The sequence below is a fragment of the Streptomyces sp. NPDC059874 genome (assembly GCF_042731135.1).
Lineage (GTDB): Bacteria > Actinomycetota > Actinomycetes > Streptomycetales > Streptomycetaceae > Streptomyces.
On record NZ_JBHWJY010000097.1, the window covers coordinates 16,823 to 29,830 of the forward strand.

A 13,008-nucleotide genomic window follows, 5' to 3' on the forward strand; every position below is an offset into this window, starting at 1 on the left:
CGCCCACGGCCGGTGCGGCGGACCCACACCCCCGGCGCTCAGGAGTTGTACGCCGACTGGGCGCGCTCCAGACCCTCCGTGATCAGGCACTCCACCGAATCCGCCGCCCGGTCCACGAACCAGTCCAGGTCCTTGCGCTCCGCCCCGGAGAAGTCCTTCAGCACGAAGTCCGCGACCTGCATCCGACCCGGCGGCCGGCCGATCCCACAGCGCACCCGGTGGTAGTCCGCACCCATCGACTTCGTCATCGACTTCAACCCGTTGTGGCCGTTGTCCCCGCCACCCAGCTTCAGACGCAGCGTCGGGTAGTCGATGTCCAACTCGTCATGGATCGCGACGATCCGCTCCAACGGCACCTTGTAGAAGTCGCGCAGGGCCGTCACCGGACCGCCCGACAGGTTCATGAAGGACATCGGCTTCGCCAACACGACACGGCGGTTCGCCGGCCCCGGAGGGCCGATGCGCCCCTCGACCACCTGGGCGCGGGCCCTGTGCGCCTTGAACTTGCCGCCGATCCGCTCCGCGAGCAGGTCCGCCACCATGAAACCGATGTTGTGCCGGTTCCCCGCGTACTCGCCACCCGGATTGCCCAGGCCCACGATCAGCCAGGGCGTCGCCGCGTCGTCCGACATCAATAGCTCCTTACCGCCTTGGATACGAAGACGACCGCCGTCCCGCTCCAGTGGAGCCGGACGGCGGTCGGTCAGCAACTGCTGAGGGGTGAGGGCGAGACTCAGGCCTCGGTGCCCTCGGCGGCCTCGGCGGCCGGCTCCTCGGCCTGCGGCGCGACGACCTGCAGGACGGCGACGTCACCGTCGATGGCCAGCGTGGTGCCGGCCGGCAGGACCAGGTCCTTGGCGTGGATGGTGGCGCCGGCCTCCAGGCCCGCGATCGAGACGGTGACCTCGGTCGGGATGTGGGTGGCCTCGGCCTCGACGGAGACGGTGTTCTGGAGGGTCTCCAGCATGTTGCCGCCCGCGGCCAGCTCGCCCTCGGTGACGATCGCGACGTCGACGGTGACCTTCTCGCCCTTCTTGACGATCAGGAAGTCGACGTGGGAGACCGAACGCTTCAGCGGGTGCTTCTGAACGGCCTTCGGGATGACCAGCTCGGTGCCGTCGCCCGCGATGTCCAGGGAGATCAGGACGTTCGGGGTGCGCAGCGCCAGCTGCAGGCCGTGGGCCTCGACGTTGACGTGCTTCGGGTCGTTGCCGTGACCGTAGATGACGGCGGGAACCAGCGCGTCGCGACGGGCCTGGCGGGCAGAGCCCTTGCCGAAGGTGTCACGGAGCTGGGCGGAAAGCTTGACCTCGGACATGCTCACTCCTCGTGGGGTGACGGAAATGGACGACAGTCACCCGGCCGGAACGGCCTGCTACGAAGAGCGCGTCGATAACGGAGTGCCCGCACACAAAAGTGGGCGGCCTCCCTCGCCGAGCAACTTCATGAGTCTACCCGGCGGGAGGCCGCCCACAAAAAGGATCTAGTACCGCGGTTACGCCTGCTCTTCGAACAGGCTGGTGACCGAGCCGTCCTCGAAGACCTCGCGCACCGCGCGCGCGATCATCGGAGCGATCGACAGCACCGTGATCTTGTCGAGCTCCAGGTCGGACGGGTCCGGCAGGGTGTTCGTGAACACGAACTCGCTGACCTTCGAGTTCTTCAGACGGTCGGCCGCCGGACCCGACAGGATGCCGTGCGTGGCCGTCACGATGACGTCCTCCGCGCCGTGCGCGAACAGCGCGTCGGCCGCGGCGCAGATCGTGCCACCCGTGTCGATCATGTCGTCGACCAGGACGCACACGCGACCCTTGACCTCACCGACGACCTCGTGGACGGTCACCTGGTTGGCGACGTCCTTGTCACGACGCTTGTGCACGATCGCCAGCGGCGCGTCCAGACGGTCGCACCAACGGTCGGCCACGCGCACGCGGCCGGCGTCCGGAGAGACGATCGTCAGCTTGGAGCGGTCCACCTTGGCGCCCACGTAGTCCGCGAGGACCGGCAGAGCCGAAAGGTGATCCACCGGGCCGTCGAAGAAGCCCTGGATCTGGTCCGTGTGCAGGTCGACCGTGAGGATGCGGTCGGCACCCGAGGTCTTCAGCAGGTCGGCGACCAGACGGGCCGAGATCGGCTCGCGGCCCTTGTGCTTCTTGTCCTGACGGGCGTACCCGTAGGACGGGACGATCACGGTGATGGAGCGTGCCGACGCGCGCTTCAGCGCGTCGATCATGATCAGCTGCTCCATGATCCACTTGTTGATCGGAGCCGTGTGGCTCTGGATCAGGAAGCAGTCCGCGCCACGAGCCGACTCCTGGAAGCGGACGTAGATCTCGCCGTTCGCGAAGTCGAAAGCCTTGGTCGGCACGAGGCCGACGCCCAGCTGATGCGCGACCTCCTCGGCCAGCTCGGGGTGGGCGCGGCCGGAGAAGAGCATCAGCTTCTTCTCGCCGGTCGTCTTGATCCCGGTCACAGCACTGTCTCCTCAGACGTGTTGAAAGCTGCTCGCCCCCATGTGCGTCCGTCCCGCACACGGTGAGCCAGCCGAATTGGGTGCACCTATCACGGTACGCCGTCCTGAACGTACCCGTTTCCGGTCAGTTCACCTCAACGGGCGTCGGAGTCCACCTGGACCGCCGACTGAGCCGCCGTCGCGGACGCGCTTCCCGGACGCTTCCGAGCCACCCAGCCCTCGATATTCCGCTGCTGGCCCCGCGCCACGGCCAGCGCGCCGGGCGGCACGTCCTTCGTGATCACGGACCCGGCGGCCGTGTAGGCGCCGTCCCCGATGGTGACGGGTGCCACAAACATGTTGTCCGACCCCGTCTTACAGTGCGAGCCGACGGTGGTGTGGTGCTTGTGCTCACCGTCGTAGTTCACGAAGACGCTCGCCGCGCCGATGTTGGTGTACTCACCGATCGTGGCGTCGCCCACGTACGACAGGTGCGGCACCTTCGTGCCCTCGCCGATCGTCGCGTTCTTCATCTCCACGTACGTACCGGCCTTGGCCTTCGCACCGAGGTTCGTACCGGGACGCAGGTACGCGAACGGGCCCACGCTCGCCTGCGCCCCGACGACAGCCCCCTCGGCCACCGTGTTGTCCACACGGGCACCGGCCCCCACCAGGGTGTCCTTCAGACGGGTGTTGGGACCGACCTCGGCCCCCTCGGCGATGTGCGTGGCCCCGAGGAGCTGGGTCCCCGGGTGCACGATCGCGTCCTGGCCGAAAGTCACCGTCACGTCCACGAAGGTGCCGGCCGGGTCGACGATCGTCACGCCCGCGAGCATGGCCTGCTCCAGCAGGCGTGCGTTCAGCAGCGCCCGGGCCTCCGCCAGCTGCACGCGGTTGTTGATGCCGAGGATCTGCCGGTGGTCGGCGCCGACGGCCGCGCCGACGCGGTGGCCGGCCTCGCGCAGGATGCCGAGGACGTCGGTGAGGTACTCCTCGCCCTGGCTGTTGTCGGTCCGGACCTTGCCGAGCGCGTCGGCGAGCAGGGCCCCGTCGAAGGCGAAGACCCCGGAGTTGATCTCCCGGATCGCGCGCTGGGCGTCGGTGGCGTCCTTGTGCTCGACGATCGCCTTCACGGCGCCGCTCTCCGCGTCCCGGACGATGCGGCCGTAGCCGGTGGAGTCCGGCACCTCGGCGGTCAGCACGGTGACGGCGTTGCCGTCGGCCTCGTGGGTGGCCGCGAGCTGCTTGAGGGTCTCACCGGTGAGCAGCGGGGTGTCCCCGCAGACCACGATCACGGTGCCGGTGACCGTGCCGCCGAGCTCTTCGAGCGCCATCCGGACCGCGTGCCCGGTGCCGTTCTGCTCGTACTGGACGGCGGTGCGGACGCCGGCGTCGATGTCGGCGAGGTGCGCGGTGACCTGCTCCCGGGCGTGCCCGACGACCACGACGAGGTGGGCGGGGTCCAGCTCACGGGAGGCGGCGACGACGTGACCGACGAGCGAGCGCCCGCAGATCTCGTGCAGAACCTTGGGAGTCGCCGACTTCATGCGGGTGCCTTCACCCGCTGCGAGTACGACGACGGCTGCCGGGCGGTTGGCGCTCACGGGGATGCCCTTCGGCTTCGGGGGTGGACCCGTGAAGGATACCGGGGCGTTAAGGGGCCGAAAGGAGGGCGGGTCCCGACCGGTAGGTCGGGACCCGAACGTACTGAGCTCCCGGGGGAGGACTCGAACCCCCATGATCAGAACCAAAATCTGACGTCTTGCCCTTAGACGACCCGGGATAGCCGCTATGTCCGATTCCGATGATCGGCTTCGGATGCAGCCACTACTATGCCGCACCACCAGCCCTCGATGCGACGATACAGATCCGCACTTTTGAGTACGCGGACGACGAGGCAGCCGCGGTATCCCTCGCCGGTGTTCTTCCGCTGGGTCGTCGGGTTGTGACGCTTCAGCGTGGTCTTGTGGAACCGCCTCGGGTCTCCGCCGACGAAGTCCGCCCAGAACGCCTCGGCCCCTGTGACATCGGCGCTTTCGTGGATCATCACGTGAAAGCGCAGGTGCTCTGCCTCGACCCCGAGAAGGTCCAGCCAGGCGAGGTAGACGCGAATCATGCCGGGGTCGCTGTTGACGAAAATGGTGCGCTCGCGTCGCTCGTAGGGCTTGTCCTTGCTGCCTTCAGCCCAGTACAGGCCGACGCCGAGGATGAACAGCTCGCGATCCGAGAGCGCCTCGATCTCCGCCGTCGCCTGTTCCTTGGTCTGTCGCCTTTCGTCCTCGCGCAGCTGGAGGGTGCGCTCCCATCCGCGCTTGGCGATCGCGGAGGCCTCTTCTGGGCTGCGCTGACGCTCCGGTTTCGGGAGGTCGCGGACCCAGAGGGAGATGGAGCTCTTCGAGCAGCCGAGCTCGACCTGGATCTGGTCGTACGTCATGCCCTGTAGGCGGAGGTCGCGGGCGCGGGTGCGGAGGTCGTCCTTCGCGTTCGGGCGCTTCGTCCACTCGGGGGCCGGCTCGCCCTCCAGGAGGCGGTTCAGGATGTCGTTGTTGTGGACGTGGAGGCGGTCGCGGATCTGGCGGCGGCTGAGGCCCTCGCGGCGGAGGGTCACCGCCTGCTCGCGGAGGGATTCGAAGGTCGCGGTGCCCTGGCGGAGCCCGCCGGTGCCGTCGCCGGGGCGACGTCGGATTTCGGTCATGGCCTCAATGTCGTCCGGAATTCGGGATTCAGGTCTCGGATATCGGACGGTTCAGTCGTACGTGCGATTACCGAGGGTTTGCCGGAATTCCGGTCGACGGTGTGCTGGGGCCCCTGCGTACGCTGGTGGACATGACCAGTACGGGGGATGTGGAAGGCCGCGCCGGCCCGCCTTTGGGGTGGTGGGTGCGGCGGCGGGACGTCGTCGTGGACGTGGCGCTCGGTGGGGTGTCTGCCGTCGAGTGCGCATGGGAAGGCGTGGGCTTCGCCGGGGAGGCGGGGGTGCCGACCGCGGTCGGGGTGTTGTTCGGGCTGCTGGTGGGGTCCGCGCTCGTGGTGCGGCGGCGGTGGCCGGTCGCCGTGGTGCTGGTGGGGATCGCCATCACGCCCGCCGTGATGGGCTTCCTGCTCGGGGTGGTGGGGCTGTACACGGTGGCCTCCTCCGAGGTGCCCCGGCGGATCACCGCGACGCTGACCTCGATGGCGCTGGCCGCGACCTTCGCCGTGATGTACCTGCGGACCAGCGGGGACGTGGAGGCCGGCCGGACGTTCGTGCTGATGCTGTCCGTCTTCGTGGCGGTGGCGCTGACCGTGCCGCCGGTGCTGTTCGGGCTGTACATGGGGGCCCGGCGCAGGCTCATGGAGAGCCTGCAGGAGCGGGCGGACTCGCTGGAGCGGGAGCTGTCGCTGCTGGCGGACCGGGCGGAGGAGCGGGCCGAGTGGGCCCGTACGGAGGAGCGGACCCGGATCGCGCGGGAGATGCACGACGTCGTGGCGCACCGGGTGAGCCTGATGGTGGTGCACGCGGCGGCGCTGGAGGCGGTGGCGGCCAAGGATCCGGCGCGGGCCGCGAAGAACGCGGCGCTGGTGGGTGACATGGGTCGGCAGGCGTTGACGGAGCTGCGGGAGATGTTGGGGGTGCTGCGGCGGGAGGAGCCGGTGAAGCGGGCGAGGGTCGCTGTGGCCGCCGGGGCTGCCGCCGCTGCCGTGCCGGTGGCGTTGGTGGGGAGCTTTGAGGACGGGCCCTCGCTCGGTGAGCTGGAGGCGCTGGTCGGGCAGTCCCGGGTGGCCGGGATGGCCGTGGAGATGGTGGTGCTGGGGGAGGTGTCCGCGTCCGCGTATCCGGCGGAGGTGGAGCAGACGGCCTACCGGGTGGTGCAGGAGGCGTTGACCAACTGCCACAAGCACGCTCCGGGCGCGCGGGTCGTCGTACGGCTGGCGCACCGGGACGGGGAGGTGGCGATGCAGGTGGAGAACGGGCCGTGTGACGGGCAGGTTCCGGAGCCGGGGCTGCCGAGTGGGGGGAACGGGCTCGTGGGGATGCGGGAGCGGGTGCTGGGGCTCGGCGGGGTGTTCGTGTCGGGGCCGACGGATGGGGGCGGGTTCAAGGTGTCGGCCGTGCTTCCGGTGCGGGTGGGCTAGGTGCCGGTGCCGGTGCCGGTGCCGGTGCCGGTGCCGGTGCCGGCGCGGGTGCGGCGCCGTTGCCGGGGGCGCTGCCCCCGGACCCCCGCGCCTCAAACGCCGGCGGGGCTGGAGGGGCGCCTCAAGCGCCGGCGGGGCTGGGCTCAGCCCGTTGTGAGGCGGGTTGGTTGGAGGCCGGTCAGGAGGAGGGTGAGGGCCTCGTCCGTGTCGGAGCCGAGGTACCAGTCGCCGGTGTGGTCGATTCCGTAGACGCGGCCTTCGCGGTCGATGGCGAGGTGGGAGCTCCCGTCGGCCTCGATGCCCAGGGGGCAGAGCTCCGTGGACAGGGCGCGGCCCAGGTCGGCGAAGGTGCGGGCCAGGTGGAGGCCGGTGAGGGGGTCCACGCGGATCGTCGTGGGCGCTATCTGGCGGCCGGGGCCGGGGGCGGAGACCGTGAGGCCGCCGAATTCGGCCCAGGCCTCGACGGCGGCGGGGAAGACGGTGTGCCGGTGTCCGGCGGGGGTGGTGTGGTCGCGCAGGGCGTCGGCCCAGTACTCGGCCTGCTTGATGTCCCACCGGCCGGGTTCCCAGCCGGCGGTGCGCAGGGCGGAGTCCACGGCGACGGGGAAGCGGGTGGCCGAGGAGCGGTCGTAGGAGGCTGAGGTGGTGGTCATGGCTACTCGGCTGGGGTGAGGTCGACGGGGCGTACGCCGAAGTGGGCGAGGAGGGCCTCGCAGGAGCGGCAGGGTGGTGCGTAGCTGCCGTGGAGGGGGTCGCCGTCCTCGCGGATGCGGCGGGCGGTGATCTTCGCGTGCTTGAGGGAGCGGCGGGCCTCGCTGGGGGAGAGGGGTTTGCGGGAGGCGCGCTTGGAGCGGGCGCCTTCGATGGTGGCCAGGTGGCGGGAGAGCAGGATCGCTTCGGGGCATCGGCCGGTGAAACGTTCGCGCTGGCCGCTCGTGAGGGTGTCGAGGAAGTCCTGTACGAGGGGGTGGAGCGCGGGGGGTTGGTCGCCCTTGCCGGCGGTGCCGGTGAGGGTTTCGCCGCGTACGGAGAGGGCGGCGGCGATGGTGGGCAGGATGCCGTCGCGGCGGAAGCGCAGGATGGGCGCGGTGGGGCGGCCGTTCGCGCTGCTCCAGCGCAGGCGGGGGTCGCCGGCGGGGCCGCCGGGTTCGGCGGCCGGACCGGTGGCGGGTCCGGTGGTCGGGCCGGTGGTGTCGGCCGGATCTGTGCGTGTTGCCGTGTTCTGCATGGTCGCGCTTTCCCTCCCGTGGCCGCGGTGGTAGCCGCTGTGCGCACGCCCCCGTGCTGCGGGGACAGCCTGCCAAATGTCACCTGTCATGCGGAAGCGGGGTCGAATATTCGTATCAATTCGGATGTTCCCGGCCCGTGGGTGGGTGTGCCGGTCGCGCGCGGGTGACGCTCTTGCCCCAGCGCATAGGCTGTGGTGAACCAGCCAGATCCAGCAGGGGGCTACCGCCATGACGACAGGTCGGCTCGGGCAGCACGCCGCGCCACCCAACGCCGCTTACTCGGGGCAGGTCGTGCATTTCCCGGACCCGGTCCGGGCCGCTCGGCATCCCCACGGAGTGCGGATGGACGGCAACGGACATCCGGACTTCTCCGCGTACGCGCGTGCGGCGGTGGAGATCGCCGAACCGCCGGAGGGTTTCGGCGTGGACGAGTTGCGTCTGACGGACTGCGTGTCCGCGAACGCCGCGATGAAGGCCGCCGGGCACGAGCTGTGGGACACGGTCGCTTCGGTCGCGACCCCGCACGGCTGGACCTGGCACCACGTGGCGGGCTCGCGGCGCATGGAGCTGGTCCCGGTGGAGGTGAAGGCGCTGCTGCGGCATCACGCCGGGCTGGCGACCGCTCCGGTGGACCACGAGAAGCGGGGCACGCGACCCTTGCAGGAGGTGCGCCCGGCGCACATGGGGCTGCCGAAGTCGGTGGTCTCGGTCTCCGAGTCCCAGGTCCAGGGCGTCGAGGAGGACCTCGGCTACCGGTTGCCGGAGGCGTACCGCTCGTTCCTGAAGGCGGCGGGCGGCTGCGCGCCGGTGGGCGTGGGGCTGGACGTGGATCTCGGACTGCTGGTGGACCAGCCGTTCTTCACGGTGCGCGAGGAGGCGGCGGTCAATGACCTCGTCTACGCCAACAAGTGCCTGCGCGACCACCTGACGAAGGACTACCTGTGCGTGGCCTTCGCGCAGGGCGGGTTGCTCGCGCTGAAGGTCAAGGGCGAGTCGATCGGGTCGATGTGGTTCTCCCCGTACGACGACGCGCGCGACCGGGACGGGTGGTCCGTCCAGGAGCGCGTGGAGCGGCTGTTGCTGCCGTGCGGCGGTGATTTCGACGCCTTTCTGGAGCGGTTGGCGGGCAATCCGCCGGAACTGGAAACGGTGGCCGGTCTGATGGTGGACGGCGGATTCGCACGCTCGGTTCCCGTGTCGGGTGCGGCACGGGTGGAGGGGTGATAGCGCGATGGTGACGTTCGCGCAGGCGCAGGAGCGCGCCGAGGAGTGGATCAACGGGGACGTGCCCGCGTACCAGCACCGTGAGGTGCGCGTACGGGAGTTCGGGCTCGGGTTCGTGGTGTGGGCGGAGGACCGTGCGGCCGGTCCGGTGTCCGGTGGTGGGCGGCAGCGGCTGGTCATCGCGCGGGACAGCGGTGAGGTGACGCTGTGGCCGGGGCTGCCGGTGGGTGAGGTGATCCGCCGGTACGAGGAGGAGTACGGGGCCGCTGCCGTGGCGTCGGCTTCGGAGGCTTCGGTTCCGCCGCCGCGGATCGACTCGGAGCAGACGTCGTTCATGCTCAGCCCGCCGGAGTGGCTGCAGGAGGCGGCGGACCGGGCGGGGATTCCGCCGGCCGTGACGCCGCCGCCCGTTGTGGCTGCGGAGCCGGTGTCGGTTTCGGCGCCGGCCCCGGTTCCGGCCCCGGTTCCGGTTTCCGTCGAGCCCGTTGACGCCGTGTCGGCGCCGGCTCCGGTCCGGGCCTCGGAGCCGGTGGACGCGGTGCCGCTGCGGCGCGGGGGTGAGATCCCGTACGAGCCGACCGCCAACGACGGGGTGCCCGCCGGGGCCACCCCGTGGGCCGGGACCGATGTGAACTCGGGCTCGGACGACGCGTCCGTGCCGCTGCCCGCGACCGTGTTCGCGCCGCCGCTGTCCGGGTCGGACCTGGACGACGCGCCGTCCTCCGGGGTGGCGCCCGAGGCGAAGACCACGCTGATGGCGGGCGGCAGCCAGCTGCCGAGGACCGCGATCGTGCCGGCGCTCGGCGACCAGGCGGCGGACATCGCCGACGCGCCGACGAGCAAGGCCCGGATTTCCCGGCCGGGTGGCTCCGCCGGTGGCGCCGGTGGCGCCGCTGGATCGGGTGCGGGTCAGCCGCCGACGCCGCCGGGTCCGCCGACCCCGCCGGGGGCTCCCGGGTCGCTCGGTGGCGGGTTGGACCATGCCGCGACGATGTTGGCGGGGCCTGCGGTGACGGGTCAGCCTCCGGCGCCTCCCGGTCCGCCGGGGGCTCCGCGTGGTGGCGTACCGCAGCCGCCCGGTCCTCCCGGTCCGCCCGGGGTTCCGGGTGGTGGGTCGCTCGGTGGTGGGCTGGACCATGCCGCGACGATGTTGGCCGGTCCCGCCGTGACGGGTCAGCCGCCCGCGCCTCCCGGCCCGCCGGGGGCTCCCGGTGCCGGGGTGCCTCAGCCTCCTGGTCCGCCCGGGGTTCCGGGTGGTGGGTCGCTCGGTGGCGGGTTGGACCATGCCGCGACGATGTTGGCCGGTCCCGCCGTGACGGGTCAGCCGCCGGCGCCTCCCGGTCCGCCGGGGGCTCCGCGTGGTGGCGTACCGCAGCCGCCAGGTCCTCCCGGGGTTCCGGGTGGTGGGTCGCTCGGTGGCGGGCTGGACCATGCCGCGACGATGTTGGCGGGGCCTGCCGTGACGGGTCAGCCGCCCGCGCCTCCCGGTCCTCCCGGTCCGCCTCCGGGCGTGCCCGTGGCGCACCCCCAGGCGCCGCAGGCGCCTCATGCGCCCCAGGCTCCCTCCGGCGTGCCCACGGTCGGGCCCGGCTACCAGGCCGTGCTCCGCTACCGCGCGCCCGACGGCTCCGAGCAGCAGCTCATCCGCCGCTCGGCGCCCGGTACCCCGCACCCGGAGTGGCAGATCCTGCACGAGCTGCGCGCCATGAACGTGCCGCCGCAGCAGGTGCTCGAGCTGCACACCGAGCTGGAGTCCTGCGAACTGCCGGGTGGTTACTGTGCCCGGATGATCCGGGAGACCTGGCCGCAGGTGCGGATCACCAGCGTGGCTCCGTACGGAAAGGACCACGCGGGCCGGCAACAGGGCATGCGGCATCTGCTCACCCATCAGGGCGAACTGCACCAGGTCGCGGACGGCCCGGCGCGCCCCGCGCCGGTGCGGGCTCCGCTGCCGCAGGTTCCGCTCCAGCCGGCGATCCCGCTCGAAGCGATCGCGCAGGAGCTGGCGGGGGCGTTCGGTCCGCAGGGCGTGTTCCGTTTCGACCAGCGGGCCGTTTCCCGTCAGGGTGTGCCGGAGATCGTGGCGCAGACGCTGGTCTGGTCGGGCCTGCCGGTCGATTTCGGGCCGTTCTTCTGGGCGCAGGCGGTGCCGGGTCAGCCGGTGCCGACGCTCGCCGAGATGGCGGCGCAGCGGCAGGTGCAGCCGGCGTCGGACGCGGGTTCGTACCTGGTGGTCGGCAGCGACTTCGGCAAGGCGCTCTGCGTGCAGTACGGGACCGCGCACATCGTGGCGGTGCCGGTGGAGGGCGGTCCGGGCGGTGCGCCGGTGCCGCCGCAGTTCGTGAACTCGAGCCTGCCGCAGTTCGTACGGTCGCTGGCGATGCTGGGTCACATGTGGCGGCTGCGCCAGCATCTGACGCCGGAGCAGGCGGGCCGCTGGACCGTCGACTTCCAGTCGAACCTGGCCGGGCTCGACAGTGCGGCGTTGGCTTCGCCGGAGAGCTGGTGGTCGGTGCTGTTGGAGCAGATGTGGGACGGCCTGCTGTAGCGCTGCCGCCCGCGTGATGTCGAATGGCCGGGTCGAGACCCTCGAAAGGGGTTTCGGCCCGGCCATTCGGGCTTCCGGGAGCAAATGGCGCATCCTTGACAGGAATCCCCGCGAGAGAGGTCCTTCCAGGATGAGTGCACCCATTGCGATCGTGCGCGGCCGTGGCTATCGGGTGGAGGACGTGGACCGTTATCTGGGTCGGCTGTCCGGCAGTCGCGACGAGGCCTGGGAGCGGGTGGCGCGGCTGACCGTCCTGGCCAAGCAGATGGAGGCGGAGGCGGAGCGGCTGCGGGGCGCTGTCGCCGCGCTGGCTCCGCAGAGGTACGACGACCTGAGCGAGCGCGCCCGCCGGATCCTGTTGTTGGCCGAGGAGGAGGCGGAGACCCTACGGGTGGACGCGCGCGCGGACGCGTCGGCGACGTGGGGTGCGGCCGAGGCGCACGCGGAGCGGGTGGCGGCACTGGCGCGGCAGGACGCGGAGGCGGTGCGGGAGCAGACGGAGGTCCGGGCCCGGCAGGGGCTGCTGCGGGCGCAGCGCGAGGCGGACGACGCGCGGGCGGCGGCGCGGGAGGACGCGGCGCAGTGGCGCTCGGAGGCGGCGGCCGGGTTGGCGGCCATGCGGCGGCGGTCGGACGCGCTGCTGGCGGAGCGTGAGCAGGAGCAGGCGGAGCGGTGGGACGCGGCGGAGCGGGAACTGACGGCGCGGGAGGCCGAGCTGGTGGGGCGGCACGAGGAGTTGGAGCGGTACGCGGAGGCCCGGCTGGCGGAGGCCCGGCGGGGCTTCGCGGAGGCGGAGGAGGCGGCGCGGCACGGCCAGGAGGACGCGGATGCGCTGGCCGCGGAGGTTCTGGCGGGGGCGCGGGTCGAGGAGGAGCGGGTGGGGCGGGAGACGGAGCGGGTCCTGCGGGAGCATGCGGAGGCGGAGGAGGAGATGCGGGCGCACATGAGCCATGTCCGGTCCAGCCTGGCCGCGCTGACGGGGCGGGCGCCGGCGGAGGGCTGACCCCTGCGGGTCCGGCTGCGCGGCCGCCGTTCCGGGGGCTCCGCCGTGTGCCTCCCGGCGGGGCTGGGTTTGTCCCTTGGCCGGGACCGGCCTGGTCGGGGCGGCTTCGTTGCCGGGGCTCTGCCCCGGACCCCGCGCCTCAATCGCCGGCGGGGCTGGAATTTTCCTGGGGCGGGATCGGCCTGGGTTGGGGCGGTGCCCCGCCGGAGTGTCTCCTCGTCCTCGCGCACTTGGCAGGTGCTTCGATCCGTGAGCGTGGTTGCGCGCTCGTCCTGCGGGGACACTCCGGCGTGTCCCCACCCCAACGGCGTGCTCCCGGCCCACGGGGGCGGGGTTTTGGTCGTCGGGGGGAGCGGGGGCACTGCGGGGCGTCCCCGCAGGACGAGCGCGCAACCATGGCTCAGCAGCCGGGATGACCCTCAGTGCGCGAGGACGA

Annotated in this window: 11 protein-coding genes and 1 tRNA gene; 4 read left to right on the forward strand and 8 right to left on the reverse strand. The window is 71.7% G+C overall.

Going from position 1 to position 13,008, the window contains the following annotated elements; genetic code table 11:
• Nucleotides 1-38: 38 nt before the first annotated feature.
• The 6 genes from pth to ACFV9H_RS35990 form a co-directional block, all read right to left on the reverse strand.
• Nucleotides 39-632 carry an aminoacyl-tRNA hydrolase gene (gene pth, locus ACFV9H_RS35965; protein WP_385406926.1) on the reverse strand — a complete coding sequence of 198 codons (594 nt, stop codon included), beginning with the start codon at nt 630-632 and terminating at the stop codon, nt 39-41.
• A 101-nt stretch (nt 633-733) separates the two neighbouring features.
• Nucleotides 734-1,318: a 50S ribosomal protein L25/general stress protein Ctc gene (locus tag ACFV9H_RS35970; protein WP_385406929.1), complete on the reverse strand. Its 585-nt coding sequence runs from the start codon at nt 1,316-1,318 to the stop codon at nt 734-736.
• 177 nt (nt 1,319-1,495) lie between these two features.
• Nucleotides 1,496-2,473, reverse strand: a complete 978-nt coding sequence (locus ACFV9H_RS35975) for a ribose-phosphate diphosphokinase (protein ID WP_365170579.1) — start codon at nt 2,471-2,473, stop codon at nt 1,496-1,498.
• 134 nt (nt 2,474-2,607) lie between these two features.
• Entirely contained in the window at nt 2,608-4,056 is a 1,449-nt protein-coding gene (gene glmU, locus ACFV9H_RS35980) for a bifunctional UDP-N-acetylglucosamine diphosphorylase/glucosamine-1-phosphate N-acetyltransferase GlmU (protein WP_385406932.1), read from the reverse strand.
• A 108-nt stretch (nt 4,057-4,164) separates the two neighbouring features.
• Nucleotides 4,165-4,235, reverse strand: a tRNA-Gln gene (locus ACFV9H_RS35985).
• Between the two features lie 6 nt (nt 4,236-4,241).
• A complete protein-coding gene (locus ACFV9H_RS35990; RefSeq protein WP_385406935.1) occupies nt 4,242-5,147 on the reverse strand; it encodes a hypothetical protein in 906 nt (301 codons plus the stop codon).
• 131 nt (nt 5,148-5,278) lie between these two features.
• Between ACFV9H_RS35990 and ACFV9H_RS35995 the strand changes: the two genes are divergently transcribed.
• Nucleotides 5,279-6,568, forward strand: coding sequence for a sensor histidine kinase (locus ACFV9H_RS35995; protein WP_385406937.1), 1,290 nt, complete (start codon nt 5,279-5,281; stop codon nt 6,566-6,568).
• Between the two features lie 143 nt (nt 6,569-6,711).
• Here the strand turns inward: ACFV9H_RS35995 and ACFV9H_RS36000 are convergent, their stop codons facing one another.
• Nucleotides 6,712-7,221: an SUKH-3 domain-containing protein gene (locus tag ACFV9H_RS36000; protein ID WP_385406940.1), complete on the reverse strand. Its 510-nt coding sequence runs from the start codon at nt 7,219-7,221 to the stop codon at nt 6,712-6,714.
• A 2-nt stretch (nt 7,222-7,223) separates the two neighbouring features.
• Entirely contained in the window at nt 7,224-7,796 is a 573-nt protein-coding gene (locus ACFV9H_RS36005) for a YwqJ-related putative deaminase (protein ID WP_385406943.1), read from the reverse strand.
• 229 nt (nt 7,797-8,025) lie between these two features.
• Between ACFV9H_RS36005 and ACFV9H_RS36010 the strand changes: the two genes are divergently transcribed.
• From ACFV9H_RS36010 to ACFV9H_RS36020, 3 genes are all read left to right on the forward strand, one after another.
• Nucleotides 8,026-9,021, forward strand: a complete 996-nt coding sequence (locus ACFV9H_RS36010; protein WP_385406946.1) for an SMI1/KNR4 family protein — start codon at nt 8,026-8,028, stop codon at nt 9,019-9,021.
• 7 nt (nt 9,022-9,028) lie between these two features.
• Nucleotides 9,029-11,569: an SUKH-4 family immunity protein gene (locus ACFV9H_RS36015; protein ID WP_385406949.1), complete on the forward strand. Its 2,541-nt coding sequence runs from the start codon at nt 9,029-9,031 to the stop codon at nt 11,567-11,569.
• Between the two features lie 130 nt (nt 11,570-11,699).
• Nucleotides 11,700-12,572, forward strand: coding sequence for a cellulose-binding protein (locus ACFV9H_RS36020; protein ID WP_385406952.1), 873 nt, complete (start codon nt 11,700-11,702; stop codon nt 12,570-12,572).
• The last annotated feature ends 436 nt before the right edge of the window (nt 12,573-13,008 follow it).